General features: G+C 63.7%; 20 protein-coding genes and 1 pseudogene. 11 read left to right on the top strand and 10 right to left on the bottom strand.

Annotation, left to right across the window (positions count from 1 at the left end):
* Window positions 1–25: 25 nt before the first annotated feature.
* From CLU90_RS00245 to flhD, 6 genes are all read right to left on the bottom strand, one after another.
* Complete coding sequence (locus tag CLU90_RS00245; protein WP_092712368.1) at window positions 26–574, bottom strand: chemotaxis protein; 549 nt, start codon at window positions 572–574, stop codon at window positions 26–28.
* Between the two features lie 45 nt (window positions 575–619).
* Entirely contained in the window at window positions 620–1,597 is a 978-nt protein-coding gene (motB, locus tag CLU90_RS00240) for a flagellar motor protein MotB (RefSeq protein WP_092712366.1), read from the bottom strand.
* Between the two features lie 58 nt (window positions 1,598–1,655).
* Window positions 1,656–2,516 carry a flagellar motor stator protein MotA gene (gene motA / locus CLU90_RS00235; RefSeq protein WP_077401985.1) on the bottom strand — a complete coding sequence of 287 codons (861 nt, stop codon included), beginning with the start codon at window positions 2,514–2,516 and terminating at the stop codon, window positions 1,656–1,658.
* Window positions 2,517–2,735: 219 nt separating this feature from the next.
* Window positions 2,736–3,497 carry a class I SAM-dependent methyltransferase gene (locus tag CLU90_RS00230; protein WP_100426904.1) on the bottom strand — a complete coding sequence of 254 codons (762 nt, stop codon included), beginning with the start codon at window positions 3,495–3,497 and terminating at the stop codon, window positions 2,736–2,738.
* 105 nt (window positions 3,498–3,602) lie between these two features.
* Complete coding sequence (gene flhC, locus CLU90_RS00225; protein WP_092712360.1) at window positions 3,603–4,163, bottom strand: flagellar transcriptional regulator FlhC; 561 nt, start codon at window positions 4,161–4,163, stop codon at window positions 3,603–3,605.
* Window positions 4,164–4,202: 39 nt separating this feature from the next.
* On the bottom strand, window positions 4,203–4,520 hold the full coding sequence (gene flhD, locus CLU90_RS00220) for a flagellar transcriptional regulator FlhD (RefSeq protein WP_010396649.1): 318 nt from the start codon (window positions 4,518–4,520) through the stop codon (window positions 4,203–4,205).
* A 606-nt stretch (window positions 4,521–5,126) separates the two neighbouring features.
* On the opposite strand from flhD, the gene kynU reads away from it, so the two are divergent.
* From kynU to CLU90_RS00195, 5 genes are all read left to right on the top strand, one after another.
* On the top strand, window positions 5,127–6,386 hold the full coding sequence (kynU, locus tag CLU90_RS00215; protein WP_100426903.1) for a kynureninase: 1,260 nt from the start codon (window positions 5,127–5,129) through the stop codon (window positions 6,384–6,386).
* A gap of 8 nt (window positions 6,387–6,394) precedes the next feature.
* Entirely contained in the window at window positions 6,395–7,282 is an 888-nt protein-coding gene (gene kynA, locus CLU90_RS00210; protein ID WP_092712356.1) for a tryptophan 2,3-dioxygenase, read from the top strand.
* A gap of 17 nt (window positions 7,283–7,299) precedes the next feature.
* On the top strand, window positions 7,300–7,845 hold the full coding sequence (locus CLU90_RS00205) for an RBBP9/YdeN family alpha/beta hydrolase (RefSeq protein ID WP_092712354.1): 546 nt from the start codon (window positions 7,300–7,302) through the stop codon (window positions 7,843–7,845).
* A gap of 108 nt (window positions 7,846–7,953) precedes the next feature.
* The gene (locus tag CLU90_RS00200; protein ID WP_157808694.1) at window positions 7,954–10,008 is read left to right on the top strand and encodes a toxin-antitoxin system YwqK family antitoxin; all 2,055 of its coding nucleotides are present in this window, start codon (window positions 7,954–7,956) and stop codon (window positions 10,006–10,008) included.
* A 2-nt stretch (window positions 10,009–10,010) separates the two neighbouring features.
* A complete protein-coding gene (locus tag CLU90_RS00195; protein WP_100426901.1) occupies window positions 10,011–11,036 on the top strand; it encodes a hypothetical protein in 1,026 nt (341 codons plus the stop codon).
* Window positions 11,037–11,038: 2 nt separating this feature from the next.
* Here the strand turns inward: CLU90_RS00195 and CLU90_RS00190 are convergent, their stop codons facing one another.
* Window positions 11,039–12,076, bottom strand: coding sequence for a hypothetical protein (locus CLU90_RS00190; RefSeq protein ID WP_100426900.1), 1,038 nt, complete (start codon window positions 12,074–12,076; stop codon window positions 11,039–11,041).
* Between the two features lie 134 nt (window positions 12,077–12,210).
* On the opposite strand from CLU90_RS00190, the gene CLU90_RS00185 reads away from it, so the two are divergent.
* Window positions 12,211–12,951, top strand: coding sequence for an alpha/beta hydrolase (locus CLU90_RS00185; RefSeq protein ID WP_100426899.1), 741 nt, complete (start codon window positions 12,211–12,213; stop codon window positions 12,949–12,951).
* Here CLU90_RS00185 and CLU90_RS00180 read toward each other — a convergent pair.
* Window positions 12,928–13,293 (bottom strand): hypothetical protein, encoded by a 366-nt coding sequence (locus tag CLU90_RS00180; RefSeq protein ID WP_100426898.1) that lies wholly within the window; start codon window positions 13,291–13,293, stop codon window positions 12,928–12,930. The genes CLU90_RS00185 and CLU90_RS00180 overlap by 24 nt on opposite strands.
* A 166-nt stretch (window positions 13,294–13,459) precedes the next feature.
* Here CLU90_RS00180 and CLU90_RS00175 point away from each other — a divergent pair.
* From CLU90_RS00175 to CLU90_RS00165, 4 genes and pseudogenes are all read left to right on the top strand, one after another.
* Window positions 13,460–14,554: pseudogene (locus tag CLU90_RS00175) on the top strand (alkene reductase); the annotation flags it as partial.
* Between the two features lie 21 nt (window positions 14,555–14,575).
* The gene (locus CLU90_RS30050) at window positions 14,576–15,121 is read left to right on the top strand and encodes an OsmC family protein (RefSeq protein ID WP_175539270.1); all 546 of its coding nucleotides are present in this window, start codon (window positions 14,576–14,578) and stop codon (window positions 15,119–15,121) included.
* Window positions 15,122–15,178: 57 nt separating this feature from the next.
* Window positions 15,179–15,511 (top strand): carboxymuconolactone decarboxylase family protein, encoded by a 333-nt coding sequence (locus CLU90_RS00170; RefSeq protein ID WP_092712339.1) that lies wholly within the window; start codon window positions 15,179–15,181, stop codon window positions 15,509–15,511.
* Between the two features lie 61 nt (window positions 15,512–15,572).
* A complete protein-coding gene (locus CLU90_RS00165) occupies window positions 15,573–16,274 on the top strand; it encodes a DsbA family oxidoreductase (protein WP_092712337.1) in 702 nt (233 codons plus the stop codon).
* Here CLU90_RS00165 and CLU90_RS00160 read toward each other — a convergent pair.
* Window positions 16,271–16,900, bottom strand: a complete 630-nt coding sequence (locus CLU90_RS00160; RefSeq protein WP_100426897.1) for a TetR/AcrR family transcriptional regulator — start codon at window positions 16,898–16,900, stop codon at window positions 16,271–16,273. The two genes, CLU90_RS00165 and CLU90_RS00160, sit on opposite strands and share 4 nt — an antisense overlap.
* Before the next feature lie 80 nt (window positions 16,901–16,980).
* Here CLU90_RS00160 and CLU90_RS00155 point away from each other — a divergent pair, with 80 nt between their 5' ends.
* A complete protein-coding gene (locus tag CLU90_RS00155; protein ID WP_100426896.1) occupies window positions 16,981–17,397 on the top strand; it encodes a hypothetical protein in 417 nt (138 codons plus the stop codon).
* A gap of 15 nt (window positions 17,398–17,412) precedes the next feature.
* On the opposite strand, the gene CLU90_RS00150 is transcribed toward CLU90_RS00155, so the two are convergent.
* Window positions 17,413–17,976, bottom strand: a complete 564-nt coding sequence (locus tag CLU90_RS00150) for a TetR/AcrR family transcriptional regulator (RefSeq protein WP_092712989.1) — start codon at window positions 17,974–17,976, stop codon at window positions 17,413–17,415.
* Window positions 17,977–18,205 lie beyond the last annotated feature (229 nt).

Raw genomic sequence — 18,205 nt, 5'->3', positions numbered from 1 at the left:
ACCACAAGCGCTCCGCACTGGCATGCTAGAACAGCTCGATGTCGCCACTTTCCAAATGCTGTTGACTGACAGCCTTGCGCAGCACGCTGCGCAACTCCAGGCTTTGAATCGCCAGCGCCATGCTGACCCGCCCCAGCAAGGCGACAATTTCTTCATTGTCGCTCTCCGGCAACATCTCCGCGCCATGCGAACCCAGGGTCCCGAGGAACTCGCGCAAGCCCGTCACGCGCTTCAAGGTACGCTCGATCAGCTGGCTGGTCATATCCTGGAACTGCATGCTGGTGATGGCGGCATTCACGTAGCCCCCCACCTCATCCTGCAGCGCCAGCAGTTTTTCCCGCTGCTCCTCGGCCGGAATGCCGCCGTCGAGCAACAGGGCGATGGTGTCCTGCTGCGCAGCGACGGCTGCGTGTATCGCCATGAAATTGAAGGACAGCTTCTCGATCGCCTCTTCCAGCAAGATGCCGGTCTGCACCAGGTCGGTTTCCACCTCCGTCAAGTGCTTGCGGCCATGGTCCGACACGCCAGACAACAGGCGCTTTACATGCGAGCCAAGTATTTTCTTTCTTGTCATAAAGGTCTCATTGTTTCAATACATCACGCGTGACAGCCTTGCGTGTTATTTTTTCGCCGCGGCCGAAGCAGGAACTGGCGCCGCCGCGGACGGCGCACCGGCCGCCAGCCCTGAAGCGACAGCGGCGGAAGCGGCATCGGTCACGGGCAATTCGATCGCCGCGCCGTCGCGCAGGACGTTTTCTTCCGTGCGCTTGTTCATGACGATGATGCTGATGCGCCGGTTGATCGGGTTGAAAGGATCGAGCTTGTCCAGGTGGGCGGCCGAACCCAGGCCCACCACGCGCAAGACTTTTTCTTCCTTCATGCCGCCGATCACCAGCTCGCGCCGCGACGCATTCGCGCGGTCGGCCGACAATTCCCAGTTGCTGTAGCCGGCATCGCTCATGTATGGCGTCGAATCCGTATGGCCGGACAGGCCGATGCGGTTCGGCACTTCGTTGAGCACGGAGCCGATCGCGTGCAGGATTTCCTTGGTGTACGGTTGCAGGTTCGCATTGGCGAGCGCAAACATCGGACGGTTCTGCTCGTCGACGATCTGGATGCGCAAGCCTTCACTGGTGATATCGAGCAGCAACTGGTTCTTGTATTTTTTCAGCAGGGGATTGGCGTCGATGGTCGCTTCGATGCGGGCCTTGAGGGCCTGCAGGCGCTTGCCTTCCTCGCGTTCGAGCGCGGCCTTGGCGGAATTGAGGTCGAACGATTTGCGCTGCTGCTCTTCCTGCGCCTTGCGCACTTGCCCATCCTGGCGCGACAGGTCCTGGCCGCCGCCCTGGATCACGGAATTGCTTTCGCCGCTGCCCGAGCCGCCCGCCATCGCCACTTTCAAGGGTGTCTTGAAAAATTCGGAAATGCCGTTCAAGTCGCCCTTCGAGGTGGAGCCCAGCAGCCACATCAGCAGGAAGAAGGCCATCATGGCCGTGACAAAGTCGGCGTAGGCGATTTTCCACGCCCCGCCATGGTGCCCGCCAGCCGTCTTCTTGATACGCTTGACGATAATCGGGCGCATGCCTTCATCGGCCATGGCGTCCCCCTTCCGTGTGCTGCAAATGACTCATGGTGTCCAGGCGTATATTCACTGCTTACTTCGTTTTCGATTTCTTGATGTGGTCTTCCAGCTCGTTGAACGTCGGACGCTCGGTCGAGAACAGCACCTTGCGGCCGAACTCCACGGCCAGCGCCGGCGCGTAGCCGTTCAGGCTGGCCAGCAGGGTCACTTTCACGCACTGGAACATCTTGCTCGACTCTTCCAGCTTCTGCTCGAGCAGGCTGGCCAGCGGGCCGACGAAACCATAGGCCAGCAAGATGCCGAGGAAGGTGCCGACCAGCGCGTGCGCGATCAGCATGCCCAGCTCGGCCGGCGGAATGCCCACCGACTCCATCGTGTGCACCACGCCCATCACGGCGGCGACGATACCGAACGCGGGCAAGCCATCGCCCACCTTGGCGATCACGTGGGCCGGCACGGCGCCTTCGTGATGGTGCGTCTCGATTTCATTGTCCATCAGGTTTTCGATCTGGAACGCATCCATATTGCCCGACACCATCAGGCGCAGGTAATCGGTCATGAATTCGACGATGTGATGGTCGGCCAGCACGGCCGGGTATTTCGAAAACAGCGGGCTTTCTTCCGGCTTGTCGATATCGCCTTCGATCGACATCAAGCCTTCCTTGCGTACCTTGCTGAGCACTTCGAACAGCAGGGACATCAATTCCATGTACAGCTCTTTGGTATAGCGCGAGCCCTTGAACAGGCTGGGCAAGGCGGCGATCGTTGCCTTGATGGCCTTGTTATTGTTACCAACAAGGAAGGCGCCCAGGGCGGCGCCGCCGATCATCAGCAACTCCAGCGGCTGGAACAGCGCCGCCAGATGGCCGCCGGCCAGCGCGAAGCCGCCAAAGACCGAGGCGCAGACGATGATGTATCCGATTATGACTAACAAGTGCCCTGACTCCCAATAATGGCCGGGACTGTATGCCCGGCATGTTCAAACCTGTTCCCGTCTTTTGACGGCTGCGCCGCCGGCAAGGACAGCGGCAAAAAAAGTAACCGGAAGTTAATTGAAATGTGCTGCTTTTCAATGCAATTCCGGGAAAATGCCCTGTGGAACTACAATAACGTGAGATTGCCCTCCGGGCAAGCAAATAACGCAGACAATTGCTTAAAAGCACCATATGTAAAGCAAAGGACCACCCTCTGTGGCGGCAATGGTCTTATCGGGCTTGCGTGCCGTAATCTGGAATTCGTAACTAAGAAGCATGCTCCCGGGCAACATCTCGTTTTCCGCCTTGCTCCACAAGGCCGCCATCGCCGCCGGCGACAGGTAGGCAAACACCACATCGTAGCGGCCGAAGTCGAGCGCGTCGTAGTCGCCGCGCAGGAAGCGCGCGCGGCTGCCCGCCAGCTTCGCCCGCAGGCGGCTTGCCAGCCACGGCAGCGGCGCCAGTTCGATGCCGGAAAACCGCCCGTCGGGCCGGCGCCGCGCCAGGTCCAGCACCAGCCCGCCAAGGCCGCTGCCGATATCGATCAGGCGCACGCCGGGACGATCCGCGATCAGCTCGGCCACCGCCTGCCACACCTTCGGTCCCGACGGATAAAACGGCACTTGCGTGCGGAAGGTGGACCAATACAGGCTCAGCAGGAAAACAAAGGCCGCGAGGAACATGGCCGGCGGCAAATCGAGCAGGCTGGCTGCCAGCAAGGCGGGCGCAAACAGCAGGCCGATGGCGCACCACCAGCGCGCCAGGCCCGCCCGCCAGGTAATGAGCGCCGCCAACACGCCCTGCGCCAGCGCCACGACCGGCAGCGACATGGCCACGCCGGCACGCGCCAGGCCATATACCAATAGCAACATCAAGGGAAAGGCCAGCACCTGGATCAGGATGGCCTTGAGCGCGGGCGCGCGCAGGATTTGTTGCAGCATGGGGTAATCAAAGGAGGAAAACGCCAGTGTAAGCGATGCAGGCATGAAAAAGCCGGAGTGCGGTCAGGCGACCGGCTCCGGCTTGCTCTCTTGTCTATTTACGGCTCAGGCAACCACGCCCGGCGCGACGGCGGCCGCTTCATCGCGCGCCTTCTTGGTCTTGCCGGCACGCGAAGGCATGTGGCACAGGCCACACACATAATCGGCGTTCAGGTCGAGGCAATTGACGACGAACTTGCCGCCGCACTTGCCGCAAGGCGCCATGTCCAGCATCTTGCTGCTGAAAAAGCGCACGAGGGTCCAGGCCCGCGTCAACGACAGCAGCGGCTCTTCGCCCGCTTCGGGCGGCATCTGCTCCAGGTACAGCTTGTACGCCTTCATCACGGCTTCGATGCCCGTGGCGCCGGCGTGGTCGACGAGGAATTTGTGGATGTTGATGAACAGCGAGGAATGGATATTCGGTTGCCAGGTGAGGAACCAGTCGGTGGAAAACGGCAGCATGCCCTTGGGCGGCGAGACGCCCTTCAATTCCTTGTACAGATTCAGCAGGCGTTCGCGCGACAGCGAGACTTCCGTCTCCAGCAGTTGCAAACGCGCGCCCAGCTGTATCAATTCGATGGCCAGCTGGATTTCCTGCGCTTCCGATACGACACTTTTCTTGGCCATGCTGCTTGCTCCGCGACTGACGAGTACTAATTTAAAAGCTTAGGCGATTTCTTCGACGCCCTGGCCTGCCATCAAGATGGCGGCGTGCGACTGGGCCAGCGAGCGGTCCTTATTGTAGTTCGTCAACATACCCAGGATGGCGCTGTCGTCGAAGCGGAAGCGGGCCAGCATCATGTTGCCGCCAGCGAGCTTGAGGATCTGCGCATTGCTCATGCCTTCGATCAGTTCGGCGATGTCGGCGGCGATGCCCAAACGGAAGATGGCCGTTACCTTGTCTGCACGAATCATTTGCTGGGCCAGCATCAGGTAGCTCAGGTTAGCGTCGCGAATCTCAGCCATCATGTCGTTAGCAGTCATTTCCATCTCCTCAATCCGTTGAATTCTGCTGGCATTGTTTGTTGCCAGTGAGATACATTCTGCAGGAGCAACATTAAATGCAACAGAGGCGTAGCGCTGTATTTTTGGTCGGGGAATGGCGGATGGGATCGTAGGTGTTTGTCTGACAAACACTGCTCGATCATGGTCGCGCGCCAGCAACGGCGCGGATGTGGGAGGTTGGCTCTGTGCCGGATTTAGCCGACTTTTGGCCTGTAAAAAATATCACTTTTTTACAACAACTTGATCGGAATCAAGCCTGTCTACCTAGATAACGGCTGCCTTGGCAGGAACTTTAGGGCTTTTTTGAAAAATATTTCAAAGACCCGCATTCTTTTTCGGCCGGTTTGACACCGTTCATGTAATCGTTGACGGCGGCATCTGGCGAAACTTTAGGGTTATTTGAAAATATTTTTAAAAATCGTGATTTTTTTCGTTGACGCCCCACAGGTACGCATTTTCCGGGACGCATCCAGCGCGGAAATTCCTCTTTCCGGCGTGAATTTGCTACACTGCCTGCTCCCGCACAATACTTTAAGCTTCAAGTAATATCGTGCCATTGAGCCAAGTATCAACATGAAAGCCACCATGATTTCTCGACAAGACTGCAGCGCGCGCGACCTCGACGATCCCCTGGCGCCCCTGCGCCAGCAATTCGATCTGCCGCAAGGCGTGATTTACCTCGACGGCAATTCCCTGGGTGCGCGGCCGACAGCGGCCCTGGCCCGCGCCCAGCACGTGATCACGGCCGAATGGGGCACGGACCTGATCCGCAGCTGGAATACGGCCGGCTGGTTTGACCTGCCCAAGCGCCTGGGCGACCGCCTGGCCCCGCTGCTGGGGGCCGGCGCGGGCGAAGTGGTGATCACCGACACCACCTCGGTCAACCTGTTCAAGGCCCTGGCCGCCGCCCTGCAGATGCAGGCCAGCGATCCCGCGCATGCCGCGCATGCCGCGCGGCGCATCATCGTCAGTGAACGCAGCAATTTCCCCACCGACCTGTACATGGCGCAAGGCCTGGCCGCCTGGCTCGACCGCGGCTACCAGCTGCGCCTGGTCGACAGTCCCGAAGAACTGAATCAAGCCATCACCGCCGATTGCGCCGTCGCCATGCTCACGCACGTCAACTACCGCACCGGCTACCAGCACGACATGGCCGCCATCAGCAGCCATTGCCATGCGCAGGGCGCCCTGGCCCTGTGGGACCTGGCCCATTCGGCCGGCGCCGTGCCGCTGGACCTGAACGGCGCCGGCGCCGACCTGGCCGTCGGCTGCACCTATAAGTACCTGAATGGCGGCCCCGGTTCGCCCGCCTTCATCTGGGTGCCGGAAAAACACCAGGCGCGCTTCCGCCAGCCCTTGTCCGGCTGGTGGGGCCACGCCACGCCGTTCGCCATGGACCCGGGCTACACGCCGGCCGACGGCATCGCCCGCGCCCTGTGCGGCACGCAGCCGATACTTTCGCTGGCCCTCGTCGAATGCGGCCTCGATATCTTTGCGCAAACGAGCATGGAAGCCATCCGCCGCAAGTCGCTGGCCCTGACGGACTTGTTCATCGCGCTGGTGGAACAGCGCTGCGCCAGCCATCCGCTGGGCCTTGTCACGCCGCGCGAGCATGCACGCCGCGGCAGCCAGGTCAGCTTCACGCACCCGCACGGCTATGCCGTGATGCAGGCGCTGATCGCGCGCGGCGTGATCGGCGACTACCGCGAACCGGCCATCATGCGCTTCGGCTTCACGCCCCTGTACACGAGCTTTGCCGACGTGTGGGATGCCGTGGAAATCCTGCGCGACACCCTCGACACACTAGCCTACGACATCGCCGCCAAGCGTGATGCCGTCACCTGAACCATGCCATGAGCGACGAAAAAAATATGAACAAGGAAAACACGAGCGGCTGCCCCATGCATGCGGGCGGCCAGGATGCGCAGTGGCATGGCGCGCAGATGGATTTCAGCGAATCGATGAGCTACGGCAATTACCTGGCGCTGGACCGCATCCTCACGGCCCAGCATCCGCTGTCGCCGAACCACAACGAGATGCTGTTCATCGTGCAGCACCAGACGAGCGAATTGTGGATGAAGCTGATGCTGCACGAAATGCACGCCGTGCGCGCCAACCTGCAAAGCGGCGACCTGGCGCCCGCTTTCAAGATGCTGGCTCGCGTGGCGCGCATCATGGACCAGCTGGTCCATGCCTGGGACGTGCTGGCCACCATGACGCCGCCCGAATACACGGCCATCCGTCCCTACCTGGGCGCCTCGTCCGGTTTCCAGTCCTTCCAGTACCGCGAGATCGAATTCATCCTGGGGAACAAGAACGCGGCCCTGCTCAACGTGCACACGACGGCCCCCGACACCTACAAGGTGCTCGACGCCGCCCTGCGCACGCCGTCCGTCTACGACGAGTCGATCAAGCTGCTGGCGCGCAGCGGCCTGCCTATCGCCCCCGAGCGCATGGACGCCGACTGGACCCTGCCGACCGCCGCCGACGCTTCGGTAAAAGCGGCATGGCTGGAAGTCTACCGCGACCCGTCGAAACACTGGGCCCTGTATGAGCTGGCCGAAAAGCTGGTCGACCTGGAAACGGCCTTCCGCTTCTGGCGCTTCCGCCACGTGACGACGGTCGAGCGCATCATCGGCTTCAAGACGGGCACGGGCGGCACGGCGGGCGTCAGCTATTTGCGCAAGATGCTCGACGTGGTATTGTTCCCGGAGCTCTTTGCCTTACGCACGGAGCTCTAATTTCAAAAGGAGATTTGATGTCGCCTCTCGTCCTGACCCTGGCCGGCCTGTGGAATTCCGGGCCGCAGCATTGGCAAACCCATTGGGAAGCGCGCCACCCGCAATGGTCGCGCGTGCCGCACCGGGAATGGCAGACGCCGGACAAGGATGAATGGGTGGCGGAACTCGATCGCGCCATCGCCGCCTGCGAGCGCCCGCCCGTGCTGGCCGCGCACAGCCTGGCCTGCACGCTGGTGGCCCATTGGGCGGCCAGCGGCTCGCCGCACAGGATCGCCGGCGCCGTCCTCGTCGCCCCCAGCGATGTGGAAGCGCCCTCCTATCCCGCAGGCACGACGGGCTTTGCGCCGGTGCCGCTGCAAGCCTTGCCGTTTCCCAGCCTGGTGGTAGCCAGCGGCGACGATCCCTACGTCAGCTTCGCGCGGGCGCGCGCGTTTGCCGCCGCCTGGGGCAGCGATTTCACCATGATCGGCGACGCCGGCCATATCAACGGCGACGCCGGCTACGGTCCCTGGCCGGAAGGCGAACAGCTGCTGCTGGACTTCTGCGCCGCGCACCAGCCCTGACCCGGGGCGCGCACGCGCACACGATAGACGCGCGCCCATTTGCCCACAAGTAAGAACGCAGGCAGAATCGTGGCCTTTCCATTGCGGCGCCCCGGCGCCAGCCACACGATGAAACGTCTGCTTCTGCCCTTGCTGCTCTGCTCCGCCTTCGCCCACGGCGCGCCCTTCTATGAAGGCAAGACCCTCGCCCATCCCGCCATCAGCGCCTCGCAGGACAGCGGCTTCGACATCGCCTTTCTCAAGGAAAAAGAGGGCGTCAACGGCTATTACTGCGAGTGCAAGGATGGCACCTCGAAACCCATTTTGCTCGACCAGTTCGGCAACGCCGTCATCCGTTCCGTCTTCTATGCCTCGCTGGACAAGGAGTCGGACGACAGCGTGCAAACCATGCTGGTGCTGTTCCGCCAGGACGGCAGGAATGGCTTGCGCGCCTACCGCTACCACCGCAGTTCCGGCAAGTACCGGCGCCTCGACGGCTTGCAGCCAGCCCTGAACCGCATCGTGGCGCAAAGCGCCGCGCCCAACGCGGGCCAGGTCAAGGCGGCGCTGGCCAAGCTGGCGCCGATGGACTACAGCGTCGCGCGCGGCAAGAGCGGCAATGCGGACTTCGACGCCATCGACCATACGCAGGGCACCATCGTCGGCTACTACAGCGATGAGGGCAAGCCCGTGGCGGCTGGCGACAAGGACGCCATCATCTACAAGAAAACCTTCGAGAAGAAAGGCGACCGTTTTCTCACCGCCAGCTATACCCTGTACAGCGATGCGGGCGCCGGCATCCTGCACAATTACCGCCTGTGGCAGCTAACGTGGGAAACGGCGCCGAAGCAGTTCACGGGCAGCCAGGAAGGCCCTTCCGTCATCTACAGCCTGGCCTGGGACGACGGCTCGGTGGTCGAGCGGGGCCAGTACGCGAAAGGCAAGCGCCAGGGCCTGTGGGTGCGCGAAGGCATGCACGAAGGCAGCGAAAAGGGCCATTTCGTCGACGGCCTGCAGGAAGGCATGTGGTACTTCAATTACCCCCGACAGAGCGAGAGCGGCATGTACCGGGCCGGCAAGCGCGAAGGCCGCTGGACAGTCGTCAACTATGCCGATGCAGAGGAAGTGACGGGCTTCGACACCTACACGGGCGGCCAGCTGAACGGCCCGCACGAACGCAGCATGGGCGGCAAGCTGCAAACGCGCGGCAACTACGTGAACGGCTCGCGCCATGGCGCGTGGATCACGGAAGACGGCGACGGCAGCTTCATCGAAGGCTTGCGCGACGGGCCGTGGAAGCTCAAGCTCAAGGACAAGGCCACGCAAAGCGTCACTTTCGTGCAAGGCAAAAAACAGGGCGAAGCGATCGACACGGATGCGCAGGGCGCGCTGCGCCAGCGCGACCATTACCAGGCCGGCGTGCTCGAAGGCAGCCGCACGCGCTATCTGGGCCCGGCCGGCAGGGAATACGTGGTCTACACGGCCACCTACCGCAACGGCCAGCTCGATGGGCGTGAACAGGCATTCGACGACAGCGGCAAGATCCTGCGCCTAGATACCTTGTGGGAGATGGGCAAGAAGCAGGGCCTGGACGCGCGCTACTACCCGAACGGCAAGCCGGAGCGCCTGGCCGTCATCGACCAGGGCCGCCTGCTCACGCACCTGCGCGAATACTATGAAGACGGCCAGCTGCTCAACGACATCCACCGCTGCACCTTCAAGGAATACGGCAGCACGCGCGACGACGTATGCGAGTACCACCACATGTACTACCCGGACGGCAAGCCGCAGTATTACTACGCCTTCCAGTACGGCCAGCGCCAGGAAGGCTATTCGAACTACCCGAACGGCAAGCGCAAGGATGAACTGCTGGTCGACCGCGCCGCCGACACCTCCGTCCTCAACGTCTATTACGAAAGCGGCCAGCTCAAATGCACGGAGCCGCGCAGCGGCCACAGCACCCGCACGGTCAACGGCGAGACCATGATCAGCTACGCTTCGACCGACCGCGATGGCGACAATATCTGCTACCACCCGAATGGCAAGGTGGCCAGCATCTACACCTTCCGCAAGCGCGTGCTCGTGGAGTGCGGCAAGCGCTACGACGACACGGGCAAGCAGACGTTTCCGGGGCCGGAAGGCTGCCCTCCCCCCAGGAAGGTGGACTACCCGATAGGACTGTGACCATGACGCAGGCAACACAGCCGCTATGCATCCAGAACCCCGGGCGCATCGACGCCCGGGCGATCCGCGCCGCCATCACGGGCGGCCAGCAGGTGCTGGTGCAGTTCGATACCCTGGGCGAGCCGGAGCCGCTGCTGGCCGACCTCGACGCCCTGGCCGCCACCTGCGGCACGGCGCTGACCATCCGCATCTACGGTTACGACCCGAGGGTGTTCGATGCCCGCATCCTGCGCGCGCTGCCGCATGTGGCCAGCCTGTCCATCGACTGCCACTGGCAAGCCATCCATCTGGAAACCCTGGGCGAGCTGCGCCACCTGAAGCGCCTGAGCCTGGGCGTGTACCAACTGGCGCAGGCCGACATCCTGCAGCTCGACAATTTGCGCGGCCTCGACTACCTGTACCTGGGCGAGTCGGCGAAGAACAATATCGACCTGGCGCCGCTGCGCCACTACGCGCAGCTGGCCAGCCTGGTCATCGAGGGCCACGACCAGCATATCGACACCCTGGCCGGCCTGCCTGCGCTGCACGAGCTGTCGCTGTACCGCATCAAGAACAAGGTGCCGCTCGATTTCATTTCGGCGATGGCCCGCCTGGACCGGCTGCTGTTGCAGCTGGGCGGGCGCGAATCGCTCGCGCGCATCGAGGCGCCGCTGTTGCGGAAACTGGAAGTGATACGCGTGCGCGGCCTGGAAACCCTGGGCGACATCGGCCGTTTCCCGCTGCTGCAGGCGCTATGGGTGGAAGACCAGATCAAGCTGCGGCAGATCGCGCTGGGGCCCAATCCCGTGCTCGAACGCCTTAGCCTGCACACCTGCAAGACGCTCGACAGCCTGCCCGGCCTCGCCGCCTTGCCCGCCCTGCGCCAGCTGTCGGCATACGAAACGATGCTCGACATCGACGCCTTGCTGGCGCATGGCTTGCCCGCGTCCCTCACGCATGCGCGCCTGCGCACGGGCACCAAAACCCGCGACGACGCCATCGCCGCGCAGCTGGCGCAACTGGGCTACGAGCAGGCGCGCCCTAACTAAGTTCAGCGGCTGGCGGCCAGCTTGCGTTGCCACAGCGCCACGTCGATCATGACGCCATCGGCGCCCGTGTTGCGGATATAGACGCGGTAGCTGCCCTGACCCATGTCGCCATCAAGGTAGGCCGTGCGCTCGTTGCGCTGCAGCCGGGCGCCCTTGGCCAGCTGGCGGTAGCGCTCGACTACCGTGTCGAAGCTGGCATAGCTGCGCAGCGCCACTTCCAGGTCGCGCGGCGGGCGGCCTTCCGCATGGTCGAGCACATTGTTCTGTTTCTTGCCCTTCAAGGTGAGAGGATAGGCAAACACGCCCGCGCCGGCCGACGTCAGCACCGTGGATTTATCGAGCAGCAGCGGCAGCAGCGCCGGCGGATACGCGGGCGGCAGCTGGGCGCGGTTCCAGCCCGGCAGGGCCGGCTGGGCCAGCACATATTCGACGCTGGCGATCTTCTGCCCGCCGGCGCCCGCTTCCTTGTCGGCCGCGATCAGCGCCAGCATGGGCGGCAATTGCCGGGCCCAGGCCAGCAAGGGCGCCGCGTCGCCGACCAGCATGCCCTTGCGGTGAAATACCGTCAGCACGGCGTTCGGATCGGGATTGCAGACTTTCGCCAGCGGCTGGCCCTCCAGGCGGCAATGACCATTGACGAGGCCAAAGGCGATGATGGTGCCGCGCTTGTCGAGCAGCATGGCACCGCGTTCGCGGCCCTGCTTACGGTCGTTCATCGACGCCAGCAGCTGGCGGCCATCGGCCAGCACGGTACGCGTGGCGTCGCGCTTTTCGCTGATCGCTTCGAGCGCCTGTGCCAGCAGCAGTTCATCGTCTTCCGTGTAGCTGCCGCGCGCGTAACCGAAGAAATCGAACAGGACGGCGCGCACTTGCGCATCGTCGCTCAGGCGCGGCAAGGGACCGCCTGCCAGCAGGGAGGACAGGCTTTTCCCGGCTGGCGCCGAGGGCGCCGCCGTGGCGCGGGCGGGCTGGGAAAGGATGCAGGCCGCCGCCAGCAAGGCGCCGCCCAGGGTGCGGTAATTCGAAAAAATGATATGCATGATTCTGTCTGTCGGGGATTTGGCCGCTCTTGCGGCCACGCATGGCGCGCCGGCGATTCTAGCATGGCGCCAGCGCCCATGCGGCGCGGCTGGCGGACGGCGGGTGCGCCGGCGCGGCTGTTATGATGGCCGCAATGACGACATCAACCCACGCCTCGCCCCTGCTTGTCCTCCTGCCCGGCATGGATGGCACGGCCAGCCTGTTCCACCGTTTCGACGCCGCCTTGCGCGCGCACGGCGCCATCGACACCCTGGCCATCGCCTATCCGGCCGCGCCACTCGACTATGCGGCGCTGGAAGCATACGTGCGCGAGCGCTTGCCGCGGGACCGTCCTTTCGTCGTGCTGGCCGAATCGTTTTCGGGACCGCTGGGGGCCGCTTTGCGCGCCGATCCGCCGCCCGGCATGCGCGCCCTGGTCCTGTGCTGTTCATTCGTGCGCAATCCGCGCCCCATGCTGGCGCCGCTGCGCCACCTGCTGGGCCTCGTGCCCTTTGGCGCCCTGCCCGGCTTCGCGCTGCGCCAGGCGCTGCTGGCGCCCTACGCCACGCCGCAACTGCAGGCGGAACTGGCCGCTGCGCTGGCGCAAGTGCCGCCGGCAACGCTGCGCCAGCGCCTGCGCGCCGTGCTGGAAATTCGCGAAAAGGACGCCTCGCGCAGCTTCGCGCGCGGCAGCCTGCCCGTGCTGTATCTGCGCGCCCTTCACGACCGCCTGGTGCCGCCAGCGAACGCCGTGCAGATACGGCGGCGGGCAGCGGGCGCGCAAGTGATCGACATCGCCGCGCCGCACATGCTGCTGCAGGCGGCGCCGGAAGCGGCCGCCGTCGCCGTCGCCGCTTTTATTTCGGGCCTGTCAGCCGCGCAGGTATCCGCTTAAACGCGCGCTGGCCAGCACGGCCAGCCAGCTCAAGCCGCCCGACAGCACGCAGAAGTAGATCGCCCGCAGCGGATGCTGGGGCAGCAGATACGCGAGCACGGCCGCGCCCAGCACGGCGCACAGCACGGGCTTCCACCTGCCGGGCGGCAGCAGCGCCAGCAGCAGATTCGTGCCCGCGTACACGTAAAACACGAGCAGCAGGGCCAGCCCGCCGGCCACGCCGCGCGAGCCCAGGCTGCCGAACAGCTGCGTATACAGGAAAAATCCCAGCCAGCTCAACCCAATAAACAGCAGGCAGCCCAGCGCATGCGCGCCCAGGCCAGCCATCAGGCGCTTCTTCATTGCCATCCTCCGTATCGTCCCGTGCAAAGCCGCATCATAGCGATTTTGCCGGCGCTGCGGCCGGTTGACTTGTCTACCTACTAGATGGTAGACTCATTTCGCACCCGGTATTTCACCCGGCAATCCTTCCGCGCCACGGCGCATCCGATCCTTTGCGAGGCATTACATGCATCAACTGTTCACTCCCTATGACCTGTCCGGCATTTCCTTGGCCAACCGCGTCGTCATGGCGCCGATGACGCGCACGCGCACGCTCGAAAACAATCCCGACGCGCTCACCGCGCTGTATTACGCCCAGCGCGCCTCGGCCGGCCTGATCGTCACCGAAGGCTTGCCCGTCTCCGATGAAGGCCGCGGCTATTTGTACACGCCGGGCATCTACAGCAGCACCCAGGGCCAGGGCTGGCGCCAGGTCACCGATGCCGTGCATGCCAAGGGCGGCAAGATCTTCGCCCAGCTGTGGCACGTGGGCCGCATGTCGCATGTGTCTATCCAGCCTGGCAACGCGGCGCCCGTCGGTCCCAGCGACGTGGCGGCGGAAAACACCACCGTCTATGCCTGGATCGAACCGGGCAAGGCGGGACCGGTGCTGCCCAGCGTGCCGCGCGCGCTGACCGTCGACGAGATCGCGCGCGTCACCGCCGACTTCGTGCATGCGGCAAAAGTCGCTATCGAAGCCGGCTTTGACGGGATCGAGATCATGGCCGCCAACGGCTTCCTGTTCGACCAGTTCCTCAGCAGCGCCGTCAATACTCGCACGGACCAGTACGGCGGCAGCATCGCCAACCGCCAGCGCTTTTTGCTCGAGACCATAGACGCCCTGTCGGCCGCCATCGGCGGCGGCAAGGTCGGCGTGCGCATCTCGCCGTTCGGCCGCCTGTACGACATGCGCGCCTATGCGGACGAAGCGCAGGTGTGGAGCAGCGTGGCGCAGGCGCTCGATACGAGGCAACTGGCCTATGTGCACCTGAACTACCAGCCCACCATCACGGCGGCGCAAGTGCCGCCCGGCTTTGGCGCGCAATTCCGCCAGGCTTATCACGGCACCCTGATCGGCGCGGGCGGCTTCACGCAGGAACTGGCGCGCAGCGAGCTGGAAAAGGGCGACCTCGATCTGATCGCCTTCGGCATGCCGTTCATCTCCAACCCGGATCTGGTGGAGCGCATGCAAAACAACTGGCCGCTGGCCGACAGCGACCGCTCGACCTATTACGGCGCCAGCGGCGCTCCGTCCCATGGCTATACCGACTATCCCGCGTATGGCGCGGCGGCCGGTGCCAACATGCTCAATGGCATCAACGTGCAAGCATTGCAGCAATTCGCGCAAGGCGTGGCAGAGCATCCCGGCAAGGGCGAGGCGCGTTTCAACGTCAAGACCCGGTGGCAACACCAGACGCGTAGCGTGGCCACCGTCAGCCACTATGTGCTCGGTGGTGAAAAGCATGCGCGCCATTTCGAGATCGCCTCGGACGAACCGCATGAATTGCTGGGCCAAAACACGGCGCCCAATCCGCAAGAGCTGCTGATGGCTGCCCTCAACGCCTGCCTGTCAGTCGGTTACGCGGCCAATGCGGCGACCATGGGCATCACCGTGCACAGCCTGGAAATCGAAACGGATGGCAAGCTGGACCTGCGCGGCTTCCTTGGCCTGGACGAGAACGTCAATCCCGGCTACGACGAAGTCAGCTACGTGGTGCGGCTGCGCACGGATGCCTCGCGCGAGCGCGTCGAGGCGCTGCACCAGGCCGTCACCAAAACGTCGGTCAACCTGGCCAATTTCTCGAAGGCCATCCGCATGCTGCCCACCCTGGAAATTATCGAGGCCTGATTCCCCTCCCTGGAATCAACCCAACCCGCGCGCAAGCGCCTACATAGCGAGGAAAACATGGAAGACTGGAAACAAGCTCGGCAAGACATCAACACGCGTGCGTTGCAATTGAACGCATTGACGCCCGACACCATGAAAGGCATCGCCGCACTGGGCGGCGCCGGCGACAAGACCAACCATCTCGATGCGAAAACGCGGGAACTGATTGCGCTGGCAGTGGCCGTCACGACGCGCTGCGACGGCTGCATCGCCTTCCACGCTGCCGCCGCCAAGAAACTTGGCGTCACCACCGAGGAAATTGCCGAGGCGCTCGGCGTGGCGATCAACCTCAATGCGGGCGCCGCCCTTGTGTACAGCACCCACGTGCTGGACGCGTTCGACAAGGCTTGATACCGCCGCATCAGCCGGCCTGGCATGCGTGCACGCCGGGCCGGCCATTCAAGGAGCAACCATGAAAAACAACACACCAACGCTGGTCGTCGACATCTGGTCCGATTTCGTCTGCCCCTGGTGCTGGATCGCCAAACGCCGCTTCGACAAAGCCCTGGCCGCTTTCGCGCACAAAGACGCCGTGCAGGTCAGGCTGCGCGCCTACCGCATCGCGCCAGGCCATCCGGCGGAACCGATCAAGGCGGCCTTGCTGAAAAAGTTTCGCGATCCGCTGGCCGCCGAGGGCATGCTGTACTCGGTGCAGTCGCATGGGGCCGCGGAAGGCCTGGACTACCGCTTCGACAGCATGCTGTTTGGCGACACCATGGACGCGCACATGCTGGTCAAGGCCGCCGGCGACGCGGCATTGCAGCAGCGCCTGGCCGAAGTGCTGTATGCACAGAGCATTTCGCACGGCCAGTCGCTGTTCGACCGCGATTCTCTCGCCCTGCTCGCGGCACAGGCGGGCGTGCCTGCCGAGGCGGTGCAGCGCGCCTGGTCGACACCGCAATTGCGCCAGCAAGTGCAGGACGATGAGCGCAGCGCCTCGCGCATCGCTTCCGGCGTGCCGCTGTTCGTTTTCGGAAATGGGGCGCACATTTCCGGCGCGCAGCCGCCAGAAGTTTTCAGGCAGGCGCTGGAGAACCTCCATGCGCAATCCCAAGAGAACCTGGCCGCATCGGACGGGGAGATGTGTGGCCTGGACGGCTGCATCCTCCCTTAAGCGCTGGCGGCGGCTTCCCTGGCAGGTGCCGCCGTGTCCAGGTAGCCGTGGACCGCGCGTCCCAGGCGCCGGGCAAGCGACGCCATATCCGTTTCTCCCCGCAGCGCCGCGGCGTCGATGATGCCGCGGCACAGCGCAATCACGTCGGCGGCGGCCATATCAGGATCGGCGACGCCATGACGCGCCAGCAACCCCGCGAGCTGGCCGGCAAGCGCCTGCCGCAAGGCCTCGTCCTCACGCTGCAAGGATGGCGACGACGGCGCCGATTCCAGCGCAAGCGCAAGCGCCGGGCGCCTGAACTGGTGCGCCAGGCCGGCCATCACACCTTGCTGTATCGCGAACGGCAGCTCTCCGTCCAGCGCCATGGCTAGCCCCACGTCGTGCAGCAGCATCGCGCGTTCGCGGCGCACCAGTTCGGCCAGCAGCGCCTCTTTGGACGGGAAGTACTGGTACAGGGAGCCGATGCTGACGCCAGAGAGCTCGGCAACATGATTCGTCGTCAACGCGGCCCAGCCCCGCACCTCAATAATGCGAGCAGCCGCCTCCACCATCGCCGCGACGGTGGCGGCCGATCTGGCCTGGGACGGCCGCTTGCGGGGCTCCGCATGCGCTGCAGTTTTTGCCATGAATGCGAGTAGCGTAAGTAGGTAGTAAAACTTATTCTAAACGTTCCTCAAACAACTGTCCTTGCCGATACGAGAACGCCATGAACACCTATACATTCCTGCTGATATTGCACATCGTCGCAGCCATCGCCTTCATCGGCCCGATGATGCTGACGCCGCGCCTGCTCGGCCTGATGCGCGAGCCCGCCGGCCGCGATACATTACACAAACTCCATCAGCAGATCGGCGTCGCAGGCTGGCTGCTGCTTCTCGGCGGGCTGATCCTGCTGTACCAGCAACAATGGGCCTGGCTGCAGATGGGCTGGATGCGGCTGTCCCTCGCGCTTTTTATCGGCGCGCAAGCCATCGACCATTTCTGGGCGGACAAGGTGGAAGAGAAGGTGGAACAGGGATACGCGCAGGCGGGCGCCAGACTGGGAATCTGGCTGTGCATCAAGCTGGCCGTGTTTTTGACCATCTGCGCGCTGATGATCGCCAAGCCAGCCCTGTTGGCCTGAGCGGGCTGGCCAGCGCTACGCCAGATTGTCGAGCAGGTAATGAAACGCGGCCAGCGGATCGGTCGAAGGCCCCAGGGCCCAGCCGATAAAGCTGGCGCCCTCCAAGGCGCTGAGCAGCATGAAGGCATAATCCTTCGGCGCTTTCCGCAAGGTCCAGCCGTGCAGCTGCGCCGCCTGCACGAGATTGTTTTCCATCCAGTCCAGCTGCTGCGCCATCAACTGCCGGCCCAGGGCCTGCAGCGATTCGGGCAGCGCCGCCATTTCGGCCGCGAGCGCGCCGCACAGCGGCAGCAAATGATCGTTGGCGCTGGCCTGGAACAGCCCGCCGAACTCGCGCAGGCGTGCGACCGGATCGGCATGCGCCGCATCGATCGTTTGCAGCTTTTCCGTAAACACCTCGATGTATTGCGTGATCAAGGCCACGCCAAGGTTTTCCTTGGTGGGAAAATGATGGTGGATGCTGGCCTTGCGTATGCCAATTTCTTCCGACAAATCGGCATAACTGAAAGCGGCGTAGCCTTTCGAACGCAGGTGGATCTCTGCGCTTTTCAATAGGGCGTCGCGGGTACTCACTGACATGACTGGCTCCTGCACCAACGGCCATGCCGGCCATTGACGGATTAAATTCAACAAGGGGCAATTATGCCTGAAGTCGCCGCTGCCAGGGCTTGGGGCACGCGCATGCGGGGCTGAACATCTGCCATGAAAAAAGCCGGCCCTTTCACGAGGAAAGGGCCGGCCTGGATGCATCAGCCGCCGTGTCGGATTACGCTTACGCTAATCCGACCTACGTACCACGGCAAAGGAA

This window comes from Janthinobacterium sp. 67, from assembly GCF_002797895.1.
Classification (GTDB): domain Bacteria; phylum Pseudomonadota; class Gammaproteobacteria; order Burkholderiales; family Burkholderiaceae_D; genus Janthinobacterium.
Note: the sequence above shows the minus strand (reverse complement) of the source record. Positions and strands in the feature narration are given on the sequence as shown.

Bases quoted from the DNA above. Each gene is read 5' to 3' on its own strand.
- CLU90_RS00245 (WP_092712368.1), bottom strand. From the start codon at position 574: ATGACAAGAAAGAAAATACTTGGCTCGCATGTAAAGCGCCTGTTGTCT.
- motB (WP_092712366.1), bottom strand. From the start codon at position 1,597: ATGGCCGATGAAGGCATGCGCCCGATTATCGTCAAGCGTATCAAGAAG.
- CLU90_RS00230 (WP_100426904.1), bottom strand. From the start codon at position 3,497: ATGCTGCAACAAATCCTGCGCGCGCCCGCGCTCAAGGCCATCCTGATC.
- flhC (WP_092712360.1), bottom strand. From the start codon at position 4,163: ATGGCCAAGAAAAGTGTCGTATCGGAAGCGCAGGAAATCCAGCTGGCC.
- flhD (WP_010396649.1), bottom strand. From the start codon at position 4,520: ATGACTGCTAACGACATGATGGCTGAGATTCGCGACGCTAACCTGAGC.
- kynU (WP_100426903.1), top strand. From the start codon at position 5,127: ATGATTTCTCGACAAGACTGCAGCGCGCGCGACCTCGACGATCCCCTG.
- kynA (WP_092712356.1), top strand. From the start codon at position 6,395: ATGAGCGACGAAAAAAATATGAACAAGGAAAACACGAGCGGCTGCCCC.
- CLU90_RS00205 (WP_092712354.1), top strand. From the start codon at position 7,300: ATGTCGCCTCTCGTCCTGACCCTGGCCGGCCTGTGGAATTCCGGGCCG.
- CLU90_RS00200 (WP_157808694.1), top strand. From the start codon at position 7,954: ATGAAACGTCTGCTTCTGCCCTTGCTGCTCTGCTCCGCCTTCGCCCAC.
- CLU90_RS00195 (WP_100426901.1), top strand. From the start codon at position 10,011: ATGACGCAGGCAACACAGCCGCTATGCATCCAGAACCCCGGGCGCATC.
- CLU90_RS00190 (WP_100426900.1), bottom strand. From the start codon at position 12,076: ATGCATATCATTTTTTCGAATTACCGCACCCTGGGCGGCGCCTTGCTG.
- CLU90_RS00185 (WP_100426899.1), top strand. From the start codon at position 12,211: ATGACGACATCAACCCACGCCTCGCCCCTGCTTGTCCTCCTGCCCGGC.
- CLU90_RS00180 (WP_100426898.1), bottom strand. From the start codon at position 13,293: ATGAAGAAGCGCCTGATGGCTGGCCTGGGCGCGCATGCGCTGGGCTGC.
- CLU90_RS30050 (WP_175539270.1), top strand. From the start codon at position 14,576: ATGCTCAATGGCATCAACGTGCAAGCATTGCAGCAATTCGCGCAAGGC.
- CLU90_RS00170 (WP_092712339.1), top strand. From the start codon at position 15,179: ATGGAAGACTGGAAACAAGCTCGGCAAGACATCAACACGCGTGCGTTG.
- CLU90_RS00165 (WP_092712337.1), top strand. From the start codon at position 15,573: ATGAAAAACAACACACCAACGCTGGTCGTCGACATCTGGTCCGATTTC.
- CLU90_RS00160 (WP_100426897.1), bottom strand. From the start codon at position 16,900: ATGGCAAAAACTGCAGCGCATGCGGAGCCCCGCAAGCGGCCGTCCCAG.
- CLU90_RS00155 (WP_100426896.1), top strand. From the start codon at position 16,981: ATGAACACCTATACATTCCTGCTGATATTGCACATCGTCGCAGCCATC.
- CLU90_RS00150 (WP_092712989.1), bottom strand. From the start codon at position 17,976: ATGTCAGTGAGTACCCGCGACGCCCTATTGAAAAGCGCAGAGATCCAC.